This window comes from Pyruvatibacter sp., assembly GCF_040219635.1.
Lineage (GTDB): Bacteria > Pseudomonadota > Alphaproteobacteria > CGMCC-115125 > CGMCC-115125 > Pyruvatibacter.
Genome location: NZ_JAVJSC010000002.1, coordinates 54,757 through 78,857 on the forward strand (window position 1 = coordinate 54,757; position 24,101 = coordinate 78,857).

General features: G+C 59.8%; 23 protein-coding genes. 11 read left to right on the forward strand and 12 right to left on the reverse strand.

Annotated features, from left to right (window positions below):
- The first annotated feature begins 14 nt into the window (after positions 1-14).
- On the forward strand, positions 15-410 hold the full coding sequence (locus RIB87_RS01230) for a hypothetical protein (protein WP_350142665.1): 396 nt from the start codon (positions 15-17) through the stop codon (positions 408-410).
- Positions 411-463: 53 nt separating this feature from the next.
- Here RIB87_RS01230 and RIB87_RS01235 read toward each other — a convergent pair whose 3' ends face one another.
- Entirely contained in the window at positions 464-937 is a 474-nt protein-coding gene (locus tag RIB87_RS01235; RefSeq protein ID WP_350142668.1) for a hypothetical protein, read from the reverse strand.
- 89 nt (positions 938-1,026) lie between these two features.
- Here RIB87_RS01235 and RIB87_RS01240 point away from each other — a divergent pair, with 89 nt between their 5' ends.
- Both RIB87_RS01240 and hspQ read left to right on the forward strand, forming a co-directional pair.
- On the forward strand, positions 1,027-1,872 hold the full coding sequence (locus RIB87_RS01240; protein WP_350142670.1) for a mechanosensitive ion channel family protein: 846 nt from the start codon (positions 1,027-1,029) through the stop codon (positions 1,870-1,872).
- Positions 1,873-1,904: 32 nt separating this feature from the next.
- Complete coding sequence (gene hspQ, locus RIB87_RS01245; RefSeq protein WP_350142672.1) at positions 1,905-2,234, forward strand: heat shock protein HspQ; 330 nt, start codon at positions 1,905-1,907, stop codon at positions 2,232-2,234.
- Between the two features lie 47 nt (positions 2,235-2,281).
- Here hspQ and RIB87_RS01250 read toward each other — a convergent pair whose 3' ends face one another.
- Together RIB87_RS01250 and RIB87_RS01255 are read right to left on the reverse strand one after the other, a co-directional pair.
- On the reverse strand, positions 2,282-3,172 hold the full coding sequence (locus RIB87_RS01250; protein ID WP_350142674.1) for a VOC family protein: 891 nt from the start codon (positions 3,170-3,172) through the stop codon (positions 2,282-2,284).
- Positions 3,173-3,199: 27 nt separating this feature from the next.
- On the reverse strand, positions 3,200-4,306 hold the full coding sequence (locus RIB87_RS01255) for an NADH:flavin oxidoreductase (protein WP_350142676.1): 1,107 nt from the start codon (positions 4,304-4,306) through the stop codon (positions 3,200-3,202).
- 110 nt (positions 4,307-4,416) lie between these two features.
- Between RIB87_RS01255 and RIB87_RS01260 the strand changes: the two genes are divergently transcribed.
- Positions 4,417-5,139, forward strand: a complete 723-nt coding sequence (locus RIB87_RS01260) for an acyltransferase (RefSeq protein WP_350142678.1) — start codon at positions 4,417-4,419, stop codon at positions 5,137-5,139.
- A gap of 25 nt (positions 5,140-5,164) precedes the next feature.
- Here the strand turns inward: RIB87_RS01260 and RIB87_RS01265 are convergent, their stop codons facing one another.
- Positions 5,165-5,752 carry an invasion associated locus B family protein gene (locus tag RIB87_RS01265; RefSeq protein ID WP_350142680.1) on the reverse strand — a complete coding sequence of 196 codons (588 nt, stop codon included), beginning with the start codon at positions 5,750-5,752 and terminating at the stop codon, positions 5,165-5,167.
- A 286-nt stretch (positions 5,753-6,038) separates the two neighbouring features.
- Here RIB87_RS01265 and RIB87_RS01270 point away from each other — a divergent pair, with 286 nt between their 5' ends.
- Positions 6,039-7,862 carry an extracellular solute-binding protein gene (locus RIB87_RS01270; protein WP_350142682.1) on the forward strand — a complete coding sequence of 608 codons (1,824 nt, stop codon included), beginning with the start codon at positions 6,039-6,041 and terminating at the stop codon, positions 7,860-7,862.
- Positions 7,863-7,926: 64 nt separating this feature from the next.
- Here RIB87_RS01270 and RIB87_RS01275 read toward each other — a convergent pair whose 3' ends face one another.
- The gene (locus RIB87_RS01275) at positions 7,927-8,514 is read right to left on the reverse strand and encodes a VOC family protein (protein WP_350142684.1); all 588 of its coding nucleotides are present in this window, start codon (positions 8,512-8,514) and stop codon (positions 7,927-7,929) included.
- A 70-nt stretch (positions 8,515-8,584) separates the two neighbouring features.
- The gene (locus RIB87_RS01280) at positions 8,585-9,103 is read right to left on the reverse strand and encodes a DUF4174 domain-containing protein (RefSeq protein WP_350142686.1); all 519 of its coding nucleotides are present in this window, start codon (positions 9,101-9,103) and stop codon (positions 8,585-8,587) included.
- Positions 9,104-9,166: 63 nt separating this feature from the next.
- Here RIB87_RS01280 and RIB87_RS01285 point away from each other — a divergent pair, with 63 nt between their 5' ends.
- A complete protein-coding gene (locus RIB87_RS01285; protein ID WP_350142688.1) occupies positions 9,167-9,715 on the forward strand; it encodes a GNAT family N-acetyltransferase in 549 nt (182 codons plus the stop codon).
- Here the strand turns inward: RIB87_RS01285 and RIB87_RS01290 are convergent.
- Both RIB87_RS01290 and RIB87_RS01295 read right to left on the reverse strand, forming a co-directional pair.
- Positions 9,652-10,389 (reverse strand): histidine phosphatase family protein, encoded by a 738-nt coding sequence (locus RIB87_RS01290; RefSeq protein WP_350142690.1) that lies wholly within the window; start codon positions 10,387-10,389, stop codon positions 9,652-9,654. The genes RIB87_RS01285 and RIB87_RS01290 overlap by 64 nt on opposite strands.
- Positions 10,390-10,423: 34 nt before the next feature.
- The gene (locus RIB87_RS01295) at positions 10,424-11,554 is read right to left on the reverse strand and encodes a CaiB/BaiF CoA transferase family protein (RefSeq protein ID WP_350142692.1); all 1,131 of its coding nucleotides are present in this window, start codon (positions 11,552-11,554) and stop codon (positions 10,424-10,426) included.
- 161 nt (positions 11,555-11,715) lie between these two features.
- Between RIB87_RS01295 and RIB87_RS01300 the strand changes: the two genes are divergently transcribed.
- Positions 11,716-13,245 (forward strand): acetate--CoA ligase, encoded by a 1,530-nt coding sequence (locus tag RIB87_RS01300; RefSeq protein WP_350142694.1) that lies wholly within the window; start codon positions 11,716-11,718, stop codon positions 13,243-13,245.
- A 23-nt stretch (positions 13,246-13,268) separates the two neighbouring features.
- Here the strand turns inward: RIB87_RS01300 and RIB87_RS01305 are convergent, their stop codons facing one another.
- Positions 13,269-14,033: a glucose 1-dehydrogenase gene (locus RIB87_RS01305; RefSeq protein ID WP_350142696.1), complete on the reverse strand. Its 765-nt coding sequence runs from the start codon at positions 14,031-14,033 to the stop codon at positions 13,269-13,271.
- Positions 14,034-14,167: 134 nt separating this feature from the next.
- Between RIB87_RS01305 and RIB87_RS01310 the strand changes: the two genes are divergently transcribed.
- A complete protein-coding gene (locus RIB87_RS01310) occupies positions 14,168-14,815 on the forward strand; it encodes a DsbA family oxidoreductase (protein ID WP_350142698.1) in 648 nt (215 codons plus the stop codon).
- A 261-nt stretch (positions 14,816-15,076) separates the two neighbouring features.
- On the opposite strand, the gene mfd is transcribed toward RIB87_RS01310, so the two are convergent.
- Both mfd and RIB87_RS01320 read right to left on the reverse strand, forming a co-directional pair.
- Positions 15,077-18,607, reverse strand: a complete 3,531-nt coding sequence (mfd, locus tag RIB87_RS01315; RefSeq protein ID WP_350143505.1) for a transcription-repair coupling factor — start codon at positions 18,605-18,607, stop codon at positions 15,077-15,079.
- A 61-nt stretch (positions 18,608-18,668) separates the two neighbouring features.
- Positions 18,669-18,965 (reverse strand): succinate dehydrogenase assembly factor 2, encoded by a 297-nt coding sequence (locus tag RIB87_RS01320; protein WP_350142700.1) that lies wholly within the window; start codon positions 18,963-18,965, stop codon positions 18,669-18,671.
- 120 nt (positions 18,966-19,085) lie between these two features.
- On the opposite strand from RIB87_RS01320, the gene RIB87_RS01325 reads away from it, so the two are divergent.
- Together RIB87_RS01325 and recG are read left to right on the forward strand one after the other, a co-directional pair.
- Positions 19,086-19,967, forward strand: a complete 882-nt coding sequence (locus tag RIB87_RS01325) for an alpha/beta fold hydrolase (protein WP_350142703.1) — start codon at positions 19,086-19,088, stop codon at positions 19,965-19,967.
- A complete protein-coding gene (gene recG / locus RIB87_RS01330; RefSeq protein WP_350143507.1) occupies positions 19,933-22,071 on the forward strand; it encodes an ATP-dependent DNA helicase RecG in 2,139 nt (712 codons plus the stop codon). Before RIB87_RS01325 ends, recG begins: the two co-directional genes overlap by 35 nt.
- A gap of 46 nt (positions 22,072-22,117) precedes the next feature.
- On the opposite strand, the gene RIB87_RS01335 is transcribed toward recG, so the two are convergent.
- On the reverse strand, positions 22,118-22,843 hold the full coding sequence (locus tag RIB87_RS01335) for a DUF502 domain-containing protein (RefSeq protein WP_350142705.1): 726 nt from the start codon (positions 22,841-22,843) through the stop codon (positions 22,118-22,120).
- Between the two features lie 171 nt (positions 22,844-23,014).
- Between RIB87_RS01335 and RIB87_RS01340 the strand changes: the two genes are divergently transcribed.
- Positions 23,015-24,046, forward strand: a complete 1,032-nt coding sequence (locus RIB87_RS01340) for a DUF7064 domain-containing protein (protein ID WP_350142707.1) — start codon at positions 23,015-23,017, stop codon at positions 24,044-24,046.
- Positions 24,047-24,101: the final 55 nt, after the last annotated feature.

A 24,101-nucleotide genomic window follows, 5' to 3' on the forward strand; every position in this document is an offset into this window, starting at 1 on the left:
CAAGGAGATGCACCATGCGCACTATGAGTTTACCGACAGTTCTCGCCGGGCTTTGGCTGGCTTTGGCACTCAGCGTCGTGCCAGCGCGTGCCGACGACATGCCCCGCTGCGAAGCCAAAAACCTTGGCGCGACAGCCTGCATGGATAACGTGTTGTGTGAATGCGTGCACACGCGCGGCGGCAGCATTACCGGCCATGTGTCAGGGGCACAGTGGAACTGCGATGCCCTGCGGCCACGTTGCGGCACGGATGCGGTGAAAGAGAATGGCAGTGGCGTGCCGGGCACTTTGCCGTACACGGAGTTTCCGTATCCCCAATCGGTGGGCATAGATCGAAGCGAGGAAACAACCATTATTCGCCAGAACCAGCAGGCCAATCCCGACACCACCAACGTGAATATCAACGACTGAGGCGCTCAGTGTCTGCTGGGTCTGCCGTGTCTGCCGGTCTTGGGCAGGCACCATTATTGGCAGGCATATGTCACGCGCACTTCAGCACCCATTGCACGCTGGCGGGCGTCGTTGTCTCTGCTTGAGCCAAGCACCTGCGGTGCACCTGGCGGCGGGCATCGCCGTGCAATTTCTGCTTCGGCGACCTGCATCATTTCAGCCCAGTGATGATCTTTCACGCCGCCCGGGCCGCGGTTGGTCGGGTGATACGACACAAGCACCTCGTAAACCGGTTTTTGCAAAAGCACCTGATCCTGCACGGTGATCCACGCGATGTTGTAGGTGCCATGCTCGCCAACAACAGCAGCACGCGGACCGCGTTCAAACAGCCCCTGATGTTGCCCCTGCGCGTCTTGCCCCGGCGCTTCGTGCGCAGGTGGCGGTGTATAGCCCGCCTGACACCCCGCCAGCAGAAGCGCAATGCAAACCGCCAAGCCTGAGGGTGCAATATGTCTGGAGTGCAGGTTTGCGTGAATCGGGTTTTTCATGCTGTATCTTTCCAGGTTGCCAGCCGCGAATGGTCCGCATTCAGCGTCTGAATTGATGCCTGTTACACTAACATACTGCGAGCGTACCGATGGACGAAAACATACTGACCATGACCGAACAGGCCTCCGAAACACTCAGCGCCCTTGCCGTCAGCTACGGCCTCAGCGTGGTCGGGGCCATCGTTATTCTTATTCTCGGCGTCTGGATTGCCAATCGTGTGCGTAGCGCCGTTGAGCGGCTGATGCAACGGTTTGACGGTATTGACCAGACGCTGACAGCGTTTCTTGCGGGGTTGGCGCGCTACATTGTAATTGCCGTAACGCTGCTTGCGGTGCTCGCTGAGTTTGGTGTGCAGACCGCAAGTCTGCTGGCCGTCCTAGGGGCCGCCGGCCTGGCCATCGGCCTGGCGCTGCAGGGCACGCTGTCAAATGTGGCTGCCGGCGTAATGCTCTTGTTTCTGCGTCCCTTCAAAGTAAACGACTACATTGAGGCCGGCGGTGTGTCGGGCACCGTCAAGGCCGTCACACTTTTCAGAACAGAGCTTTCAACGCCGGACAACGTGCAGATATTTGTGCCCAACAGCGACGTCTGGGGGTCGGCCATCAGCAACTACAGCTACAACGCCACCCGCCGCGTGGAAATTGAGTGTGGCATCGCCTATGACGACGACATCGGCAAGGCTTTTGATGTCATGCGTAAAGTGGTGGCGGAAGACAGCCGCGTGCTGCCAAGCCCGCAGCCCATGCTGGCGGTCAAATCGCTGGGTGACAACTCGGTAAATGTCATTTGCCGGGTCTGGGTCAAGGCGCCTGACTACTGGCCGTTCACCTTCGACAAAACCCGCGAAATCAAAGAGGGCTATGACGCCGCGGGCCTCAACATTCCCTTTCCCACACGAACAGTTTATCAAGTGGCCGATACCTCAGCCGACTAGACTGAAACCACGACCCCACAACACGGACAGTTATGGAAAACCGAGAAGCCAAGTTCCGCATCGGCCAGGTGGTAAAGCACCGGCTTTTCCCGTTCAGGGGCGTCATTTTTGACGTCGATCCGGTGTTCAATAACACCGAAGAATGGTGGCTGGCCATTCCCGAGCACTTGCGTCCGCGCAAGGACCAGCCGTTCTATCACCTGCTTGCGGAAAACGATCAGACTGAATACGAGGCCTATGTGTCCGAGCAGAACCTGCTGATTGACGACAGCGGAAAGCCTGTCCGTCATCCCCAGGTGAACGAAATGTTCGGCGATCTGCATGACGGCATCTACGCCATTCGTCCGGGATCAGCGCATTAGCGTTGGCGGTTGGCCATGTTGACTGCGGGTATGTAGCAGGTAACTTCTCAGTCTTCTGCCGCTTGCGGGTCTGGCCCTACAATCAGCGTTGGCACACCGCAGCTTTTGTCGCGAACGGTTGCAACCAGCGTTCCCGGTTTGCGGCCCTTGCGGACCTCCGACACATTTACCCCGGCATCTGCCAGCCTTGCTTGCGCCGCCGCCACATCTGCCGCGCGAAATGCCATGCCCCAATACTGTGATGGCGCATCAGCAGGCATCGGCGGCGTCTTGTCGTCGCCATAGCGCTGGATGACTTCGAGCGTGATGCCGCCAAGCCGGAAAAACATCATCCGCGCACCCCACTGCGGTGCGTCACGGTCGAGCGCCAGACGAATGCCCATCGTATGCCCCAGCAGCGACACGGCCTTGTCACCGTCGGGCGTATTGATCACAACATGGTCCACCGCGTGAAACGTTGCAGCCTCGTCGCCAACCGCCCGCGCATGTGGTCGCGTCGCTGCATCCGACACATGCTCAATGGCAAACATGAACAGCCCCAGCACATTGGCCGACGGCACAAAAACGTTACGCCATTCACGCACCGTGCCGTCGGGGCTTGTACCCGCACCGGGCTGTGGATCGGTTGCCGCCAGACCCGCCTTCTGCCAATCAGCAGCAAGGCCAGCGGCATCATCCGTACCAAGAGCAATACCAAACAGCCCGTCGCCCTTGTCGTCCAGGTGTGCCCGCAGCTGCGTGGCGAATGACCCCTCACCCGCCGGTGAAATCAGCTCGATATAGGTGTTCTCAAGCTGAAAAATGGCATTGACGGTACCATAGTCCGGGTGCCCGCCCCGCAACGATACAGTGCGCCCGGTCAGCGTCTCGTAGTCGGCAGTTGCCGCATCAAGATCGCGGACCGCTATAAGCACATGGTCGATGCGTTGCAGAGGCATGGGCGGAGCTTCCTTGAACCAGACGGCCTAGTAGTATTTGGCCAGCGCATCCTTGGAGAACGCGTTGAGGTCATCAAATCGCCCCTGATGGATCTTTGTTGCCCATTCATGGTCACTGATAAGCGCCCGCCCGACCGCGATGAGGTCAAACTCGTCCGCTGCCATGCGCTCCAGCAGATCATCCATGTGACCTGCATCATTGGACGCTTCAACGCCTGCAAACGACGCAATGAACTCCTGATCAAGGCTGACGCTGCCAACGGAAATTGTCGGCTTGCCCATCAGCTTTCTGGTCCAGCCTGCAAGGTTCATGTTTGAGCCGTCAAACTCAGGTTCCCAGAACCGCCGCGTTGAGCAGTGAAAAATGTCAACGCCCGCATCGCTCAGCGGAGCAAGAAACGCCTCAAGCTCTGCCGGTGTTGGTGCCAGACACGCGTCATAGTCCTGCTGTTTCCACTGCGAGAACCGCAGGATGATCGGAAAATCCGGGCTGGTGGCTGCTCGACATGCCTTGATAATTTCCTGCGCAAACCGCGTGCGCTCCGGCAATGCGCCGCCGAAAGCATCCGTCCGCTCGTTGGTGCCGTCCCAGAAAAACTGGTCGATGATATAGCCGTGCGCACCATGGATCTCGATGCCGTCAAAACCAAGTCGCTGCGCGTCAGCCGCGCCCTTGGCGAACGCACCAATCACATGCTCGACGTCCGCCTGCGTCATCGGCTCGGCAACCTTCTTGCCGGGCTTGAACAGGCCGGAGGGGCCTGCACTCTGCGGCTCCGGGTGTGGCCCCGTACCCTGCTTGCGCATGGTCCCCACATGCCAAAGCTGCGGCATGATCTTGCCGCCCACCGAATGCACTTCCTTCACAACGTTAGCCCACCCCGCCAGCGACGCTTCGCCGTGGAAGGCGGGTACGTTGGGGTCATTGCTGGCTACGTCATGGTCAATGGTGGTGCCTTCGGTGATGATGAGGCCCACCTCGGCCTCGGCGCGACGGCGGTAATAGTCCGCCACATCCTGTCCCGGCACCTGGTTGGGTGAGTGGCTGCGCGTCATCGGCGCCATCACAATGCGGTTCGGCAGGTTTAGTTTTCCAAGTGAAAACGGGCGAAAAAGCGTATCGATCGAGCTCATGTTAATCCATATTCATATAACGGGATAAAGGTCGCAGGTTGTTTAGCAGCAATTAGTGCCGTGGGCTATGATGCCCTTTGCGCCACGAACAAGAACAAGAGGCCAGCACCGTGCGTACCGAGAAACGTCCCGCATGGATCAAGCGCATTCACCGCCGCTATCAGCGTGCCTGGGTGCAGCATTTTCTGGAACCGCAATTTGAAAGTGTCGGCCCCTACCTCGATGCGGGCGACCCCAAATGCATTCAGCTCTTTGGACCCAACATTACAATCGGCCGCTGTGCCACGCTGCGCGCCACCGCTGCCTATCCCCTGACCTTCACCACCTGGGACAGCGGCGACCGCCAGGGCCGCATCGACATTGGCGATTATGTGCTCATCAGTCCCGGCACCCGCATCTTGTCATCGGATCACATAACCATAGGCACCAACACCATGATTGCCGGTGAAACCTATATTTCAGATTCAGACTGGCACGACGTCTATGACCGCACCGCGGAGTGTGATGCACACAGGCCGGTTGTAATCGGAGAAAACGTCTGGCTTGGATATGGCGTCAAGATTTGCAAGGGCGTCACCATCGGCGACAACTCGGTCATCGGCTCCGGCTCGGTGGTCGCCGGATCGATCCCCGCAAATGTCATCGCTGTAGGCAATCCTGCGCGCCCGGTCCGCGAACTGGACCCCGCTCGTCCCATAAAAACCAGGTCAGAGCTTTACGCCGACCCTGAAAAGCTGGCAGCCGAGATGGACAAGCTCGAACGCTTTGTGTTGCGTGGAAACTCGCTATGGGGCTGGCTGCGCGCCAAAATCTCGCCCGGCCCAAACGACTGAGGCACAAGACTACTGAGGCACAAGACTACTGGGCGGTTGCTGCCGGAGCCGTAGCAACAGGCTTGCGTGAGGCCAGACGGTCAAACGCTGCCGTAAATCCCGACAGCGACACCGGCGCATCCAGACGCTGACCCCGATAGCCGTATGAAATTGTCATCGTGTTGCCATTCTTGAGCGACGACACAAGCGCGTCATTCAGCGGGGCTGTGGCACGGCAGCCCGGGCGTGTGCAGTTCGTGTAGGGCGCAGCCATCTGCTGCCCTTCGTCAATGCGCATACCAAGACCAAGAGGCAATTCCACACCCAGCGGCGTCATGGAGACCATCAGCAGGTCCGCCGTGCGCGGATGATAGGCGATGGTGACGTGCAGCAACACTTCCTTGGTGTCCGCGTTTGAGAGTACCTGCTGAATGGTGCAAAACTCGGTGCCCTCTGCGGGGGTGCATTCAAAGACCCAGGCGCCGTGCTGTTCAACAATGGTTGGTTCAAGGGGCGCTTCCTGCCCGGCATCCTGAGCGGTTGCAGCAACGGTGCCAAGTGCGATCGCGGCAAGAGCAAGCCCGGCTATGCGGGAGAAGGCTTTGCGGGTCACTGCACGAAAAATGCCGGTCATAGATCTGTCCTCAGTTTCTGGGGGGGGTGCCGGGCACTCCGACCATTGTTGCACCGCCCGTATGGTGGCCACACCGCTAGCGGCGTGGCTTGCGTCTGTCAAATCCCGTTTGCGGATGCAGCGTTTGCGTACAGCCCTAATTCAGCCCCGATGCCGTGGTTCTAGTGCGGTGGTTCTAGTGCCGTGGTTCTAGTGCCGTGGTTCTAGTGACATTGTCAGGTGTGTCATACAGTGAAGCAACGTCGCGACGCGCGACTCGACCAGATTTGCGAGGCTGATAGTAAACATGGGCGCTTTTGTGATGGTGCGGACTAAACACTTTGTAATGCTCGCGCTGGCGTTAACGCTTTCGGTGTCGCTGTCATTTGTACGCCCTGCCCAGGCTGAACCGGCACACGGCATTTCCATGCACGGCTCGCCCAAATATCCCGCCGACTTCACCCGGTTTGATTATGTTAATGACCGCGCGCCCAAAGGCGGCATCATCAAGCTGGCAGCGATTGGCGGGTTCGACAGCCTCAACCCGATGATTGTGCGCGGCACACCTGCTGCCGGCATTCGCTGGCATGTGTTTGAAAGCCTGATGGGTCGTTCCTATGACGAGCCGTTCTCGCTCTATGGCCTGATTGCGCAAACCATCGAAGTGCCCGACGACCGAAGTTGGGTTGAGTTCACCCTGCGTCCGGAAGCACGGTTTTCGGACGGCAATGTCATCAATGTGGATGACGTGATGTTCACAATCGAGACCCTGCGCGATCAAGGCCGCCCCAATCATGCATTTTACTACGGCAAAGTGGCGTCCATGGAGCAGACAGGTGAGCGCTCCGTTCGGCTGACCTTCACCGAGGACGGCGACCGTGAAATGCCGCTCATCATGGGGCTGATGCCGATCCTGCCCAAGCACATATATGAAGGTCAGGATTTCACCCGCACGGGCTTGACGCCGATGATCGGCTCCGGCCCCTACACAATCGGCAATGTTGACCCCGGCGCGAGCATCACCTTTGTGCGCAACCCCAACTACTGGGGCAAGGATGTTCCTGTCACGCGCGGCCACGATAATTTCGATACGATCCGCTACGACTATTTCCGCGATGCCAATGCCTCGTTTGAGGCGTTCAAGGCGGGCGACTACACGCTGCGCATCGAAGATGATCCCACCCGGTGGGCCACCGGTTATGACGTGCCGCCTGTAAGGGACGGTCGTATTGTCCGTGAGCGGATCAAAATGGGCACGCCGTCAGGTATGCGTGCATTGGTCTTCAATACCCGGCGCGATGTGTTTGCAGATGTGAAAACCCGTGAGGCGCTGGCAATGTTGTTTGACTTTGAGTGGGTCAACAAGAACCTGTTTCATGGCCTCTATACACGTACGCAAAGTTTCTATGACAACTCGGAGCTGTCCTCTGCAGGCCGTCCGGCAAGTGACGCTGAACGTGCCTTGCTTGCCCCGTTTCCTGACGCCGTGACGCCCGCCATCATGGAAAAGGGCTATGTCGCCCCGCGCACTGACGGTTCAGGCCGCAACCGCGCCCAGATGCGCGACGCCATGGCGCTGCTCGCTGAAGCGGGCTACGAGGTGCGCGATGCCAAACTGGTGAACGCGCAAACCGGCGAGCCATTTACGTTTGAACTGTTGGTGGCCAGCCCTGAAGACGAGCGCCTCGCCCTTACATTCGCACGCAATCTGGAGCGTGTTGGCATTACCGCTGCTATTCGCAATGTGGATTCAAGCCAGTTTCAGCAGCGCCGCCAGACCTATGATTTCGACATGATTTTCAACTTCTGGTCAGCGTCCCTCAGCCCCGGGAATGAACAATCATTCTACTGGGGTGGAGACAGCGCCGACACGGACGGCACGCGCAACTACATGGGTGTGAAGTCGGAGGCCGTGGACGCGATGATCGCCGCCATGCTGGAAGCCCGCGCGCGGGAGGATTTTGTTGCCGCCGTGCGGGCCCTCGACCGGGTGCTGCTGTCCGGCCATTACGTCATCCCGCTATATCACGCGCCTGACCAGTGGGTGGCGCGCTGGCAGGACCTGGAACACCCCCAGATACAGCCCAACTTCGTCCGCTTTGATACATGGTGGGCGGCGGGCCTCAACTAGGCACGCGCAGGCATAATGCCCCGGATATACTGCGGGGCCACATACATTGTTTGAACCGCGGAGATTACTCCGCGGCTGCCTGAGCCAACCGGGCCTGTTTCATGGCTTGGGTTTTCGCCGTCCATTTTTCAATGGCCGCGCGCGCCTGAGCGCCTTCTTCGGCCATGTACTCGTCATGGCAGGCGTCACGCACGGTAATTTCCAGCGCCAGACCATTGGGGTCGAAGAAATAAATCGAATGGCAGAAGGTGTGGTCGATGGGTCCAAACACCGGCACTTTGGCTTCTTCCAGCCGTGTCTTGAACTGTGCCTGCTCGTCCATTGAGGCCACTTCAAAGGCAAAGTGATAGTCCTCGATACCGTCCTTCATGGTGAAGAGATCTTCCTTCACGGAGTTGGGCTCATCGAAGAACGCCAGAAAATTGCCGTCACCCATTTTGAAAAACAGGTGCATGTAGGGCCGGTCGTTGCCCGCAGGGTCTTTGTCAAACGCCAGCGCGGCACCGTCTTCCAGCCCCAGAATATCCACGTAAAATTTCCGCGTTTCCCCGGCGTCCCGGCAGCGAAAGGCTGAGTGGTGAATGCCTGCAATCATCGGTGCAGCGGTCTTGATGTCACCGACGTGATCAACGGTTCCAAGCAGCTCTTTCATGGTGTCTCTCCCAGTAAACGAGGCTGCATGTTAGCGCGTTGGTCCGGTTGTGAAAATCCCACCTGCGCAATTAGCGGCCAAAGCTCTCGTCGCCCCACATGCGGTTGTTGATTTCCTCGCGCCTTTCGGCCTCGCGTTTACGTGCATCGAGCTCACGCTGGCGCATGGGCATGGTGTCAATGAGGTCGATCATGTTCTGAATATCGCCGGGGGTTGTGCCGTAATCCTTAACATCCCCGTCCCTGCCGATCAGAACGATTGAAACCCGACCATCAGCCCGCTGGTAGGTTTGGCGCAACGCGACAGCATCAAATTGTATGTCCAGTCTCTTATCCACTGCCGGATCCCAGGCATATGCGGTATCTCCGGCAACTGTCACAACCACCATATCCCGATCTGCCATCTCATCACGAGATTGGCGCAGCACGATCTGTATATCTTTCAAAGCCGCATCGTCTGCCCAAGGTGCGACAATGACGAGAGGCCTGTATGTCCACTTCAGTTCTGCCATCTGGGCAAGAGCCGGGAGACCGATGAGCAGGGAGACGAAACACGAAAAAAGTGCTTGTAGATATGAGATTTTTTTCATGGGTAGTTAGATAGGTGGCTCAAAGTTATTGCCAAGCTGACGGTGCGCCCCGATGGTTGTGGCATGGAAAATCAGGGCCGTGCTTTGAACATCACACTGTTGCAATCACCTTTTGCGCCGAAGCATCTTGCCGGGTTTACCCGTCTGAGTGGTGATGTGTTTGGGGCTGATGCGTCCGAAGAGTGGCTTGCCAGTCTGGCATGGCGTCTTGAGAGCATGCCGGATGTTACGGTCTTTATTGCCGAAAGAGATGGCGCGCCCGTTGGTTTCAAGGCCGGATACGCTACCGCGCTCAGGCGGTATTACAGTTGGCTGGGTGGCGTGGTTCCCTCTGCCCGACGCCAAGGTATTGCCCGCGCGTTGATGCGGGAGCAGCATCGCTGGATCACCGCATCGCGTTTCAACCATGTGGAGTGCCATGTGGAACAGAAAAACAGGGCTATGATCGAAGCAAATCTAAAGGCAGGATTTGTCGTTGCCGGGTTCTTTCTCAAGGACAACAAGCCTTACGCGATCATGCAAAAGGAAATGCCGGCAGACCCGGCAGACTATGCCGGTTCGCGTGAAAAAATCGCTTCGAGGCTGGTCATGTTCATGCCGTGCTTCACGTAGTTGTAAGGCGTCACGTTCACGGCCTTGATGATCTTGCGCACCACCTCGGTGCCCTCGCCCGTCTCGCGCGGGACAAGGTCCATGTCAATGATGTTGATGCACGCAGGGTCTTGCTCAAACGCCTGAATGGCCTTGAGGCCGTTGCCGGTACACCAGCCAAGCAACAGCCGGTTAATGCCTTCATGCGCCACCACCAGCGCCGTGTGCCAGTTGGGTGAGTTGAGCAGTGCCGTCAGCCCTTCCACCGAGCGGTCAAGCGCATCGCCAAATGCCTCGCCGGCAGGCCCCATCTTGGCACCAGGTTCCGCTGCCTGATCAAACGTGAATGTCATCACCGATGCGATGTCATCCTGCTCCATCACCGGACCGAATCCGCCGCCATGAATTTCCACCAGCCGCCGGTCGTATTCCAGTGCAGGTGCGGGTGTGTCGAGTTCAGCCAGCACGTGCTGTGCTGTTTGCTCCGTACGCGGATAGCCTGAGCATATGGCGCGATCAAACGTGACATGCGCAAGCGCCTTGCCTGCGGCTTTCGCCTGTGCCTGTCCAAGTTCGGTCAGCGGCACCAGTGAGGTGTCACCGGTCTCGCGGACCTGACGCGAGAAATAGTTCACGTGGCCGTGACGCATCAAATAGATGCGCCGCCGGCCCGTGGTTCCCGGCAATGCACTCATACTTGTTTACTCCGTAAGGGATGCACGCGGGATGTCAGATGGCAGCCTTGGCTTTCAGCCCTTCAATCTCGGCGGCGGAGAACCCGAACGCTGCCAGCACATCGTCGGTATCACCGCCCGCCTGAGGGGGCGGACCCTGAATCTCGGAGGGCGTGCCAAAGAAGCGCGGTGCCACGTTGGGTTGCGCGACACCATCAATCACCGTCACGGTTTCGCGGGCCTTGTTGTGCGGATGGTCTTTGGTTTCATCAATCGAAAGAACCGGCGCAAAGCAGATGTCCGTCCCTTCCATGATCTCGCACCATTCGTCGCGGGTCTTGGATTTCATCACGGTGGCGAGTTTTTCTTTCAGGTCCGGCCATTGGCCTTTGTCCATCTGTGCGTCAAACGCCGGGTCGTTCAGCCCTGCCTTCTCGCGCAGCAGCGCATAGAACTGCGGCTCGATGGAGCCAAGCGACACAAACTTGCCGTCCGAGCATTCATAGGTGTCATAGAAGTGCGCACCGCCGTCCAGCATGTTGCGGTAACGGTCATCTTCCCACATGCCTGATGCCCGAAAGCCGAAGAACATGGCCATCAAGGAGGTGGCACCGTCGGTCATGGCCGTGTCCACCACCTGGCCCTTGCCGGTGGCCGTTGCGCTGTGCAGCGCCGCCAGCATACCCATTGCGAGGTAGAGCGCCCCGCCGCCAAAGTCGCCCACAAGGTTGAGAGGCGGCACGGGCTTGCCGTCTTTGGGACCAATCGCGTGCAACGCGCCGGTGAGCGAAATGTAGTTGATGTCATGACCAGCCGCATGGGCCAGCGGACCTTCCTGCCCCCAGCCTGTCATCCTGCCATAGACAATCTTCGGGTTGCGCTTAAGCACAACATCAGGACCAAGGCCGAGCCGCTCCATCACGCCGGGGCGAAAACCCTCCTGCAGAATGTCTGCCTGCTCAACCAGCTTAAGCACCGTCTCGATTGCATCAGGGTTTTTAAGGTCCAGCGCAATGGACTTGCGCCCTCGGGATGTCACGTCGAACTTGGAACCGCCATGCGCGCCCTTGCGGTCAATGCGCACAACATCGGCCCCCATGTCCGACAGCAGCATGGCGCAAAACGGCCCCGGCCCGATGCCCGCAAACTCCAGAACCCTGACGCCCGAAAGCGGCCCCTTACCCATGATCGTCTCTCCCTGTAATGCCAATGCGTGATGTAGGTTGTTGCGTCAGGTTTTAGCCGTTCAGCCGGACTGCAGCAAATGCCGCCCGCCAGTTCCAGCGTGACCCTGCGTAAACCCGTGGGCGCTGGTGTGATAATGCCGCGCACTTTATACCGCGATCCATGATGCAGCATTTCTACACAGGCCCGTTGCCGCCAAAGCGCTTCAACATGGCAGCGTTTTGCCTTGCTCCGGCAGGTAACCGCGACCCGGCCAAAACCGCCCTGACGATTGACCATGGATCAGGCGCGCCGGACCGCTGGACATATGGAGCGCTGGATAGCGCCGTTCAGGGCATTGCAGCGGGACTGGCGCAGATGGGCCTCAGCAAAGGCGACCGTGTGATGATCCGCATGGGCAACACGCCGGATGCCGCGCTGATGTTTTTTGGTGCCATCGCCGGTGGCTTCGTGCCGGTGCCAACATCCGCCATGCTGACCACACACGAAGCCGCGTTTGTGTTGAACGACAGCAGTGCAGCCGTCCTCGCCCTGTCCGATGATCTGCCCATGGACGATACCGGTACCGCCCGCGTGCTGATGCCTGGTGAGATAGCAGCACTCGCAAAAACAACCTCAAGGGGATATGCCGACACCCACAAGGATGACCCGGCATTTCTTGTCTATACATCCGGCACCAGCGGCACACCCAAGGGCGTGCTGCACGCACATCGTAGCGTATGGGGCCGCAAGCCCATGGTGGAGGGCTGGTACGGCCTGACGCGTGACGATGTGATGGTACACGCGGGAGCCGTCAATTGGACCTACACGCTGGGCGTGGGCCTGTCAGACCCCTGGGCGGCAGGCGCATCAACCGTTTTGTACAATGGTCCCAAAAACATCAACGCCTGGCCACGCCTTATCCGTGAGCACAACGGCACGTTGTTTGCGGCGGTGCCCAGTCTCTATCGGCAGATTTTGCGCGACAGTGATGTATCAGCGGGCATCCCCACGTTGCGCCACGGCCTCACAGCCGGGGAGCCCCTGCCCGCGCGGGTAGCCTCAGACTGGCAGGCCATTACGGGCCTGCCGCTATATGAGGCGCTGGGCATGAGCGAATGCTCGACCTACATTTCGTCAGGCCCAACAACGCCGGTGCGCAGCGGCAGCCCCGGCCGTCCGCAACCCGGCAGGTGCGTTGCCGTATTGCCCACAGATGAGTGTGCGCCGCCTGAACCATTGCCTGCGGGCGAAACCGGTCTGCTGGCCATTCACACCTCGGACCCAGCCTTGATGTTGCGCTACTGGAACCGGCCCGAAGAAGACGCCCGCGTGATCCGCGGCGACTGGTTCTGCGGCGGTGACCTCGCCTGTATGGATGCAGACGGCTACGTCTGGTTTGAAGGCCGCGCCGACGATGTGATGAACGCTCAGGGCTATCGTGTCAGCCCGGCTGAGGTTGAGGCGGCCCTCACCTCGCACCCCGCAGTGGCGCAGGTCGCCGTCCGCGAAGTGGAAACAGCAAGCGGCGTTCACATCATTGCAGCCTTCGTCAAACCTGCCGGTGCAGCGCCTGATCCGTCACTCTTGATTGCCCACGCACGGCAGCATCTGGCAGCCTATAAGTGTCCGCGCCAGATATTGTTCGTGGATGACCTGCCCCATACACCCAACGGCAAGCTGGCCAGAAAGCGCCTGCCCGCCCGCATCTGACGGCCCTCATCAATTTGAAACGCTTAAAGCGATTGTCCGTCATCAATGGTGATGGCTGTACCTGTAATGATGCGTCCGGCGTCAGAAGCCAGCATCAGCAGCGCCCCGTCCAGATCGGCGATCTCGCCCAGCCGCCGCCGCGGATACCCCTTCACCTGCTTTTGCCCCGGCTCGGTGGCAAACCAGTGTGCGTTCAACTCTGTTTCAATAAAGCCCGGACAAATCGCCGTGACGTTGATGTCGTAGCGTGCCCACTCCCGCGCCAGTGATTTGGTCATCATCAAAATCGCCGCTTTCGACATGCAATAGACCGACAGCCCCGGCAGCACCGTGTGCCCGCCGATGGAAGCAATGTTGATGACCCGGCCCGGCCGCCCCGCTTTCATCATGCGGTTGGCCACCTGCTGCGCCATGAAGAACGACCCCTTGAGGTTGGTGTTCATGACGGTGTCGTAGGCTTCCTCGGTGACGTCGGACGCCATCTGGTCAACGTTCATGCCCGCATTGTTGACAAGAATATCAATCGGCCCCAACTCGGTTTCGCAGGTCTCGACGCAGGCCTTGATGCTGTCCATGTCGGTCACGTCGAGCGCAACCGGCAGCGCCCGGCCGTCAAATGCCTCAATCTCCTGCTTGAGCGCGTCCAGCCGATCGGTCCGCCGCCCGGTAATCGCTACCCGCGCCCCGGCCTTGGCCAGCGTGATGGCCATGTGGTGGCCAAAGCCCGACGTTGTGCCGGTGATGAGGGCGGTCTTGCCGGTCAGGTCAATCGTGTGTGCGTCGGTCATTGCAGGCTCCGGGAGGAAAGTGCGGGAGCGGCATCCTATGGAGCCGCGAGGCCGGGTCAACAGCACTTGATTTGGCGCACGCCATTGCCTGCGTCATACTGCGGCCAACCAGATCAAGCAGAAAGGCCCGTATCATGTTCATCGACGTCGTATCAGACACCGTCTGCCCCTGGTGCTACATCGGCAAACGCCGCTTCGACATGGCCCGCGCCGAGCGCCCCGACTTGGAAATCGACCTGCGCTGGAGACCCTACCAGTTGGACCCCACCATTCCTGCCGAGGGCGTTGATCGCCGCGAATACATGGAAGCCAAGTTCGGCAAGAACCGCTCGAAAGAGGTTGGCGACGTAATTCGTGAGGCCGCATCAGACGCCGGTATTACCCTCGCATTCGACAAGATAGAGCGCTCACCTAATACATTTGATTCGCACCGGCTGATCCGCTGGGGTGCCAGCGCGGGCTGCCAGAACGAGATCGTCGAGATTTTGTTCCGCCGATATTTTGAAGACGGCGAGGACATCGGCGACCGCAAGGTGCTGGTGGCCGCCGCACAGGAAGCCGGCATGGATCACGAACTGGTGGCGTATCTGCTGCTCCACAACAAGGACGCAGAACTGGTTGCCAACGAAGCCAACCAGGCCCGCGAAATGGGCATCTCCGGCGTGCCGACATTCCTGTTTGAAGGCAAGTTCGCAGTTGTTGGCGCCCAGGAAACCAAAGGCTACCTGCGTGCGATCGACAAGGTGCAGGCCAAACTCAGTGAACAGGTCGCTGCACATTAGAAAAAAAGCCACTGCCCCGGACTTGATCCGGGGTCCACTCTCATCTGCACAATTTGACTACGCACCTTTTTGGCTTAACAGCAAAGACTGAGACTTTTATCCAGCCATGCTCGGCTGCGGTCTGCCGCGCTGCGAGTGGGCCCCGGATCAAGTCCGGGGTGACGGGATCCTTGAGACTGAATCCCGAACCACATGGTCCTCGGCTTGACCGGGAAACCCACGATGATCCGGCGACACGCAAAGCCGGTCCAGGACAGAAAGTTAAGCCCCGCTGCCGCCCTCAGCCAGCGTTGCCAGTTCTTCCATGACCGCGCGGGTGCCCTTGAGGCGATCTTCTGCATCCGGCCAGTTATGCTTCACCACAATCTTGTGGTCGGGCCGCAGCTTGGCGTCGCCCCGTGCCCGGTTGATGAACTGCACCAGGCCTGCCGGATTGGCAAACTCGTTGTTGCGCAGGCTGATGACGCAGCCTTTGGGGCCAGCATCAATTTTTTCCACATTGGCCGCACGACACAACCGCTTGATCTCGACGATTTCCAGCAGGTGTTTTACTTCGCCCGGCAGATGTCCGAAGCGGTCAATCAACTCGGCGGCAAAGCCTTCAATCTCCTGATGCTCCTCGAGCGATGCCAGCCGCCGATACAGACTCATGCGTACATCAAGATCAGCCACGTAGGTGTCTGGAATAAGCACCGCGGTGCCAACGCTGATCTGTGGCGACCACTCGCCTTCGTCCTTGTCCAGCCCGCCCGCGCGCGCCTGCGCCACGGCTTCTTCCAGCATGTGCTGATACAGCTCGTAGCCCACCTCGCGAATGTGCCCGGATTGTTCATCGCCCAACAGGTTGCCGGCGCCGCGAATATCAAGATCGTGGCTCGCCAGATTGAACCCGGCCCCCAGCGAATCCAGCGACTGCAAAACCTTGAGGCGTTTTTCAGCATTCACCGTCAGCGTGCGTTTGGGCGGCACCGTCAGATAGGCAAACGCCCGCGCCTTCGAGCGCCCGACGCGCCCGCGCAACTGATAAAGCTGTGCCAGCCCGAACATGTCGGCACGATGCACAACCATGGTGTTGGCCGTGGGAATATCCAGCCCGCTTTCAACAATGGTTGTAGACAGCAGCACGTCATACTTGCCGTCGTAGAACGCGTTCATGATGTCATCAAGCTGGCCCGGCGGCATCTGCCCGTGGGCAACAACCGTCTTCACCTCCGGCACATACTCTTTCAGGAATGCTTCCGTCTCCGCGAGGTCCGAGATGCGTGGGCACACATAAAAGCTCTGTCCGCCGCGATAGCGCTCGCGCAGCAGGGCCTCGCGAATGACCACCGGGTCAAACGGCGTGACGAAGGTGCGCACCGCCAGACGGTCCACCGGCGGCGTGGCAATGATGGAAAGTTCGCGCACACCCGTCAGCGCCAGTTGTAGCGTGCGCGGAATAGGCGTTGCGGTCAGCGTCAGCACATGCACGTCGGCCTTGAGCTGCTTGAGTTGCTCTTTGTGCGCCACACCAAAGTGCTGCTCTTCGTCCACGATCAGCAGACCCAGATCCTTGAACTTGATCGACTTCGACAGTAGCGCGTGGGTGCCAATCACAATGTCCAGATCACCTGACGCCATTGCCTCACGGGTGGCGTCTGCATCCTTCGGTGTCACCATCCGCGAAAGCTGCGCAATCTTCAGCGGCCAGCCCGCAAAGCGCTCAACAAATGTCTTGGTATGCTGGCGCGCCAGCAGCGTTGTGGGAACCACAAGCGCCACCTGTTTACCGGACATGGCAGCAGCAAACGCAGCCCGCAATGCTACTTCTGTTTTGCCAAAGCCCACATCGCCGCACACCAACCGGTCCATCGGCTTGTGCTCGGCAAGGTCTGAGATAACGTCGCCAATGGCGCGCGCCTGATCCTCGGTTTCCTCGTAGGGAAAGCGCGAGGCAAACTCGTCATATAGCCCGGCAGCAGGAACAACAGGTTCAGCACTCTTGAGCGCGCGGGCAGCAGCAACGGCAATGAGCTGGTTCGCAATCTCGCGAATCCGCTCTTTCATCTTGGCTTTGCGCGCCTGCCATGCGCCGCCGCCAAGCCTGTCAAGTTGGGCGTCCGTATCGTCAGAGCCGTAGCGCGACAGCAGCTCTATGTTTTCAACAGGCAGATACAGTTTGTCGCCACCCGCATACACAATCAGCAGGCAGTCGTGGGGCGCGCCCTGTACTTCAATGGTTTCAAGGCTGGTGAATTGGCCGATGCCGTGGTCCACATGGACCACATAGTCGCCCTGCCCCAGACTGGAGACTTCCGACAGAAAGTTCTGCGCCCGCCGCGCCTTGCGCGTGCGCACCAGCCGGTCGCCCAGAATGTCCTGCTCGGCCACCACCGCCAGCGTCGGCGTTTCAAAGCCGGTCTCGATGCCCAGCACCACAAGGCCCACAACACCTGCGTCCAGCTTTTGGGTTTCCTGCCAGTCATTGGCAATGACGACGGGTGCAATACCGTGCTCACGCAGCACATGGCTCATACGCTCTGCGGACCCGTCAGACCACGCTGCAATTACGGGCTGCTTACCGGATTTTTTCAGCGCGTTGATGTGCCCGCGCAAGGCCTCAAACACATTGGCATTTTCAGTTTTGCGTTCCGGCGCAAAGTCACGCCCCGGCCGTGCGCCCATATCGATGGCGTCTGGGGCATCCGGCAGATCAAACTGCGACAGTGCGCGTACCGGCAGCGTCGAGAGCGACGATTTGAACTCATCCAGTGTCAGATACAGCGCATCCGGCTTCATCGGCTTGTAGGCGGGCGTATCAAACCCCGCATGAGCTGATTTCTTTTTGGAGGCCTTGAACACCGCCGCATGGGCCTCGGCATCTTCAGCACGCGCGGCGTAATAGTCCGAAATCATCTCGCAGCGTTCGCCCGCTGCTTCCTCCGCCAACGGATCAAGTGTGATAATTGTGCCGTCGCCCGCATAATCAAACAACGTAGCCATCTCGTCATGAAACAGCGGCAGCCAGTGTTCCATACCCTGATGCCGCCGCCCTTCGCTCACCGCTTCATACAGCGGGTCTTCGCCGGTGACAGTGCCGAACTGCTGCACATAACCGGCGCGAAACCGGCGAATGGTGTCCTCGTCCAGCATGATCTCGGTGGCAGGCACCAGATCAACCCGCGACAGCGCGCCGGTGGTCAACTGCGTTTCGGGATCAAAGGTGCGTATGGCTTCCAGCGTGTCGCCAAACAGATCAAGCCGCACAGGTTCAGCAAAGCCAGGCGGGAAAATATCCACGATGCCCCCGCGCACGGCAAACTCACCCTGTTCACGCACCGTGCCGGAGCGCAGATACCCGTCGCGCGCCAAAAATGACAGCAACCCGTCCATATCAATCCGGTCGCCTGTCTCAGCACACCAGCTTGTATTTGCCATCACGGTGCGGGATGGCATCCGTTGCAACGCCGCGTTGACGGTTGCAATCAAAACCGCTGGCCCCGCATCGGCGCTGCGCGCGGCAAGCTCGGCGAGGGCCGCCATGCGCCGCGCGACGACGTCGCTGTTGGGCGATACCCGGTCATACGGCAGACAGTCCCAGCCCGGCAGTTCGATGACAGGCAGGGTTGGTGAGAAAAACCGCAGGCCTTCTTTCAGCCGCGCCAACCGGGGTTCGTCGCGGGCGATATGTACCACCAGCGCGTTGCGTGCCCGCGCCAGATCGCCCAGAGCAATCGCGTCAAAGCCTTCAGGCACGCCGCCAACGGACAAGTGCTGCCGATCGCTGACGAACCGGCTGTCCGCCGCCGTCATGCTTGTGCGCGCGTGGGTGGGAGATGTGCTCATGGAGTGCTTCTTGGGGTGGTCCGGCGCGCTAGCGTTCCAGCCGTGTCCGGGGTGGCACCGTATGGGCCTGAAGCCGCGTCATCAGATTGGTCTGATATTCCGGCGGCACGTCCTTGGTTTGTGACACCCAACCATATACGTCCTGATCGGGCGCTTCCATCAACTGCTCAAACGCATCCAGGTCGTCGTCGTTCAGCGTTTCAATATGCATGTCGGCAAACGTCCCCAAAATGAGGTCATTCTCCTTGATGCCGCGATGCCAGGCACGAAAGGTGATGCGGCGGCGGCGCGTTTCAGGGTCTTTGGGCTCGTTGGAATACGTCATGGGCAGCGATATACCGTGCAGTGGGGATGAAAGTCAGCCCCCCAACCGCTACATAGTTGACGAGCACCTCACAGAGCTAGGTCACACCGGCATTTCTGCCACCCGTAAAAAAGCCACGCCATGAACGCTTTCGACGTCCTGCAAAGCAAGAATGCCCGGCTGATTGCCGCGCTGCCTGATGGCCGCTTGCTTGGCTACAGCGACACCGGCGACCAATCACTGCCGCCGGTATTTTATTTTCACGGCTTTCCTGGTTCGCGACTTGAGGCATCGTTCCTGCCCCTAAAAAGCGCGCGACTGATAGGCGTGGACCGGCCGGGCTACGGCCTGTCGTCCCCAAAACGCGGGCGCAAACTGGCCGATTTTCCCAAGGATGTTGCCGCGCTGGCAGACCATCTGCAAATTAAAAAGTTCAGCATCATGGGCGTCTCGGGCGGCGGGCCTTATGCCGCTGCCTGCGCCCATTGGCTGCCGGAGCGCGTGGCAGCCGCAGCGCTGGTGTGCCCGCTCGGCCCGCCCGAAGCACCGGGCATGAGCCAGGGGCGTCTCAGAATGCTTACCAATCTGGCACGCCGCCCGATCACCCGAAATGCCCTGTTCGGCATTGGCCGCGCCATTGTGCTGGACGACAACATGATGCGCCGCGCGGCGGCCTACAGGGCAAGGCAACCCCGGGCCGAGGCGGATCGCGGCCTGATGACCAGCGACATGGGCCGCCTGATGCTCACGAGCTGGCGTGAAGCCATTGGCAAGGGGGTGGCGGGCATGTCGAGTGACAGCCGCATTTACGGCACGCCTTGGGGCTGGCGGATTTCTGAAATGCGGGTGCCGACATATCTGTGGCATGGCCATGCCGACACCGTGGTGCCGTCGTCCATCGGTCGCTATTACGCGGCGCGCGTACCTGACATGCACGCCACGTTCACCGACAATGACGGCCATTTCTCAATCGTGCTAAATCATGCGGATGACATCATCCAGCGCCTCATCAGCCACCTCTAAACCGCCGCCCCCAAAGGGTAGGCCGGAGGCGTTGTTTCCGCTGTTTGCCGAGGCCGCCAAGCTGCCCGGAATTGGCCCGCGCCTGCAAAAGCTGCTGGAAAAACTCACCGGCCCCAAAGTGGTGGACCTCTTGTGGCACCTGCCCACCGGCGTCATCGACCGTCGGCACCGGCCCTACGTCAGTGAAGCGCAGCCCGGCACGATCGCCACCCTGGAAATTGTCGTCGGCCCGCACCGCCCGCCGTCCCAGGGCAGCCGCGCGCCCTATCGCATTGCCTGTAGCGACGATACCGGCGAGATAACGCTGACGTTTTTCCACGCCCGCGAAGATTATCTGCGGCGCACCCTGCCCGAAGGTGAGCGCCGCATCATCTCCGGCGAAGTGGAAGCCTATGGCGGTCAGATCCAGATGACTCACCCGGATCATATTTTGAAACCGGAAGACGCTGACACGTTGCCGCCCTATGAGCCGGTCTATCCGTTGACCGCAGGCCTTTCCGGAAAGGTGCTGACCAAGGCAGTGGCAGCCGCGCTGGAACGCGTGCCTGAACTGCCCGAGTGGCTGGACGCTGCATGGGCACGCCAGCAGCACTACCCCGAATGGCATGACGCCGTTCGGGCTGCGCATACACCTCAAGCGGCTGAGGGTGTTGACCCAAAGCATCCTGCCCGTGCACGCCTTGCCTATGACGAGCTTCTGGCCAACCAGCTTGCGCTTGCTCTTGTCCGTGCCCGGATGAAGCGCGCGCGCGGACGCCCCTTGTCTGGCGACGGCAACCTGCGCCGCAAGGTGGAAGTATCATTGCCGTTTGACCTGACACGCGGCCAGCGCGTGGCGATCGCGGAAATAGAAGCCGACCTGAAAGAACCATACCGCATGTTGCGGCTGCTGCAGGGCGACGTTGGCTCCGGCAAAACGCTGGTGGCGCTGATGGCCATGCTGGTGGCGGTTGAAGCGGGCGCGCAGGCAGCCCTGATGGCCCCGACAGAAATCCTCGCCCGCCAGCACGCCAAGACCCTTGAGCCTTTGTGCGCCGCTGCAGGTATCCGCATGGCCATTCTGACTGGCCGTGACAAGGGCAAGGCGCGCGAGGCTATCGTGGCAGCTGCGGAAGCTGGCGAGATTGATATTCTCGTGGGCACCCACGCGCTGTTTCAGGGCAGCGTCGCCTTCAGGGATCTGGCGGTCGCCGTGGTGGACGAACAACACCGATTTGGCGTGCGCGAGCGCATGGAACTCTCGTCGAAGGGCGTGGCGGGAACAGATGTGCTGGTGATGACAGCCACCCCCATTCCCCGCACTCTGCAACTCACAGCCTATGGTGACATGGATGTTTCCCGCCTGACGGAAAAGCCGGCAGGCCGCCAGCCCATCACCACCCGCGCCCTGCCCCTTGAACGCCTCGACGACGTGATCGCAGGCCTTGGCCGCGCGGTGCGCGAGGGTCAGCAAGTGTATTGGGTGTGCCCGCTGGTGGAAGAGTCGGACGTGCTGGATGTGGCCGCCGCCGAAGAACGGTACGCAGGCCTGAAGGCCACGTTGGGGGCCAACATCGGCATGGTGCATGGCCGCATGAAGGGCGCTGAACGCGAGCAGGTGATGACCGCGTTTCAGGCAGGCGAGATTGATATTCTCGTCGCCACCACCGTTATTGAAGTGGGCGTTGATGTGCCCAACGCCTCCATCATGGTGATTGAGCACGCAGAGCGCTTCGGTCTTGCCCAGCTGCATCAGTTGCGCGGCCGTGTGGGCCGTGGGTCTGCCGCCTCAAGCTGCCTGCTGCTCTACAAGGCCCCGCTGGGCAATATGGCGAAGCAACGCATCGCCACCCTGCGCGACACCGAAGACGGCTTCATCATTGCCGAAGAAGATTTGATTCTGCGCGGCGCGGGCGAAGTGCTGGGCACCCGCCAGTCCGGCCTGCCGCAGTTTCGGCTGGCGTCGCTGGAGGACCACGCCGATCTTATTTCAGTCGCCCGCGATGACGTGGAACTTATCTTGAACCGCGACCCGGAACTGGAGACTGATCGCGGCCAGGCGCTGCGCGGTCTGCTCTACCTGTTCGAGCGCGACGAAGCCATTCGCTATTTGCGGGCCGGATAGTTTTTGCTCCGGCAGGCAGTTGTGCTGATACGACTGGCCGGTCGCCTCACTTGTTCAGGCTATCTTCCTCAACCTGCGTATGCACATGATACTTGGGCAAACCGGACTTCGCCGCATCAAATGCCGGTGCCACCAGTCCTGCCGAGATCACCATCTTGGCTGCGTCCTCAACCGACATTTCAAGCATGACGATATCGCGGCGCGGCACGAACAGCAAAAAGCCGCTGGTGGGGTTTGGTGTTGTTGGCAAAAACACACTCACCATATCGTCGTCAGCGCGCGCCTGTACCTCACCCTTGGTCGTGGTTGTGACAAAGGCGATTGAGTAAAGCCCCCTGCGCGGATACTCAATCAACGCCACCTCACGAAACGATTGCTGTGACTGGCTCAGCACCGTTTCAAAAATCTGCTTCAGTGCGCCATAGATATTGCGAACCAGCGGCATCCGCCCCACCAGCCGCTCGCCATAGCTGACCAGAGTGCGGCCAAACAGGTTTGCCGTCAGCGCCCCCAGCAGCGTCAGCAACACCACAGCCATGATGACGCCGAGGCCGGGAACCGTGAGGCCCAGGTACTGTTCCGGCCGGTACTGATCGGGGATCATCGGCGTGAACCATGCGTCCACGAAATCAACAAACCACATCACCAGCACTACTGTGATGGTGACGGGCGCGGCAACGACAAGCCCGGTCAGAAAGTAGTTGCGCAGCCGCGACAGAATGCCGGAGCGTTGCGCGGGTTCAATGATGTGCGGTTGCGGGTCGTCGCTCATAATGGCGGTGCGATTCTGTTGGGGGAACGAGGCATGAAGTCTAGCGCGCAACGGGCCGGGTGGTCATCCGTGCAGTGAGGCTTAGAATGATAACCGAAAAAGCATTGCGCCACCTAAAAAATACAGCCTGACCTTGCGTCACCTGCTGCAAATACGACTGAGGGAACACTGATGAAAGTACCTGCCGGATACCGCATCCGCCTTGAGCCGGAAGACGAATACTGCCACGAGCCCGACGCCGCCTCGAACTATAACGAGAGCATGTACTTCAATATGTTTGACCCGGCCCAGAAAATTGGCGGCTGGTTCCGCCTCGGCAACCGCCCTAACGAAGGCTACGCCGAGATGACAAATTGCCTGTATCTGCCGGACGGACGCGTGGCCTTCATGTATGCCCGCCCGAAGATAAGTGGCAACGCCGAACTCAAAGCCGGCGGAATGCACTTTGAGGTTATTGAGCCGTTCAAAAAGCTCCGCGTGACTTACAAAGGCAAGGTCTGCGTGCTGACAGACCCCAACGAGATGGCGGACCCTGCGGCTGCCTTCAAGAACAACCCCATTGTCGATTGTGAAGTGGTGCTGGACTACGAAGGTGTGTCGCCCATGTTTGGCGGCGAGACTGTAAAAGAGGACGGCTCCTCGCTTGAAATCGACCCGGAAAAGAGCTTTGCCAAGGCGCACTACGAGCAGCACATGGCAGCGTCTGGTCACTTCGTTATCGGCAATGAACGCTTTGAGGTCTCCGGCCACGGGTTGCGCGACAAGTCATGGGGGCCGCGCTACTGGCAGGCCATTCACTGGTATCGCTGGCTGCCAATGAACTTCGGCGCTGACTTCGCCATGATGATTTCCATCGTCACCAATGCGGAAGGTCAAAGCCGCATGGGCGGCATGGTGCTGAAAGACGGCAAATACGACCTGATCGAACATGCCGAAATTGACAGCGACTGGGACGAGAACTGGTATCAGACTGCCCTCACCGCCCGCATCAAAACGCAAAGCGGTACAGACTATGAAGTGACCGGCAGGGTCATGTCGCTCATTCCCCTGCGCAACCGCCGCAAGACGCCCGACGGCGAGGAAATGCTGACCCGCATCACCGAAGGTATGACCGAATACACCTGCAACGGTCAGGTGGGCTATGGACTGTCCGAATATCTCGACCAGATTGTGGACGGCAAGCCGGTGAGCATTCCCGCATGAGTGCCGCAGAGAAAATTGATCCACGAGATGTGATCACCGATGGCCTGACGGTGGC

Coding starts and splice junctions, on each gene's coding strand:
- RIB87_RS01230 (WP_350142665.1), top strand. CDS start 15: ATGCGCACTATGAGTTTACCGACAGTTCTCGCCGGGCTTTGGCTGGCT.
- RIB87_RS01235 (WP_350142668.1), bottom strand. CDS start 937: ATGAAAAACCCGATTCACGCAAACCTGCACTCCAGACATATTGCACCC.
- RIB87_RS01240 (WP_350142670.1), top strand. CDS start 1,027: ATGGACGAAAACATACTGACCATGACCGAACAGGCCTCCGAAACACTC.
- hspQ (WP_350142672.1), top strand. CDS start 1,905: ATGGAAAACCGAGAAGCCAAGTTCCGCATCGGCCAGGTGGTAAAGCAC.
- RIB87_RS01250 (WP_350142674.1), bottom strand. CDS start 3,172: ATGCCTCTGCAACGCATCGACCATGTGCTTATAGCGGTCCGCGATCTT.
- RIB87_RS01255 (WP_350142676.1), bottom strand. CDS start 4,306: ATGAGCTCGATCGATACGCTTTTTCGCCCGTTTTCACTTGGAAAACTA.
- RIB87_RS01265 (WP_350142680.1), bottom strand. CDS start 5,752: ATGACCGGCATTTTTCGTGCAGTGACCCGCAAAGCCTTCTCCCGCATA.
- RIB87_RS01270 (WP_350142682.1), top strand. CDS start 6,039: ATGGGCGCTTTTGTGATGGTGCGGACTAAACACTTTGTAATGCTCGCG.
- RIB87_RS01275 (WP_350142684.1), bottom strand. CDS start 8,514: ATGAAAGAGCTGCTTGGAACCGTTGATCACGTCGGTGACATCAAGACC.
- RIB87_RS01280 (WP_350142686.1), bottom strand. CDS start 9,103: ATGAAAAAAATCTCATATCTACAAGCACTTTTTTCGTGTTTCGTCTCC.
- RIB87_RS01285 (WP_350142688.1), top strand. CDS start 9,167: ATGGAAAATCAGGGCCGTGCTTTGAACATCACACTGTTGCAATCACCT.
- RIB87_RS01290 (WP_350142690.1), bottom strand. CDS start 10,389: ATGAGTGCATTGCCGGGAACCACGGGCCGGCGGCGCATCTATTTGATG.
- RIB87_RS01295 (WP_350142692.1), bottom strand. CDS start 11,554: ATGGGTAAGGGGCCGCTTTCGGGCGTCAGGGTTCTGGAGTTTGCGGGC.
- RIB87_RS01300 (WP_350142694.1), top strand. CDS start 11,716: ATGATGCAGCATTTCTACACAGGCCCGTTGCCGCCAAAGCGCTTCAAC.
- RIB87_RS01305 (WP_350142696.1), bottom strand. CDS start 14,033: ATGACCGACGCACACACGATTGACCTGACCGGCAAGACCGCCCTCATC.
- RIB87_RS01310 (WP_350142698.1), top strand. CDS start 14,168: ATGTTCATCGACGTCGTATCAGACACCGTCTGCCCCTGGTGCTACATC.
- mfd (WP_350143505.1), bottom strand. CDS start 18,607: ATGACGGCGGCGGACAGCCGGTTCGTCAGCGATCGGCAGCACTTGTCC.
- RIB87_RS01320 (WP_350142700.1), bottom strand. CDS start 18,965: ATGACGTATTCCAACGAGCCCAAAGACCCTGAAACGCGCCGCCGCCGC.
- RIB87_RS01325 (WP_350142703.1), top strand. CDS start 19,086: ATGAACGCTTTCGACGTCCTGCAAAGCAAGAATGCCCGGCTGATTGCC.
- recG (WP_350143507.1), top strand. CDS start 19,933: ATGACATCATCCAGCGCCTCATCAGCCACCTCTAAACCGCCGCCCCCA.
- RIB87_RS01335 (WP_350142705.1), bottom strand. CDS start 22,843: ATGAGCGACGACCCGCAACCGCACATCATTGAACCCGCGCAACGCTCC.
- RIB87_RS01340 (WP_350142707.1), top strand. CDS start 23,015: ATGAAAGTACCTGCCGGATACCGCATCCGCCTTGAGCCGGAAGACGAA.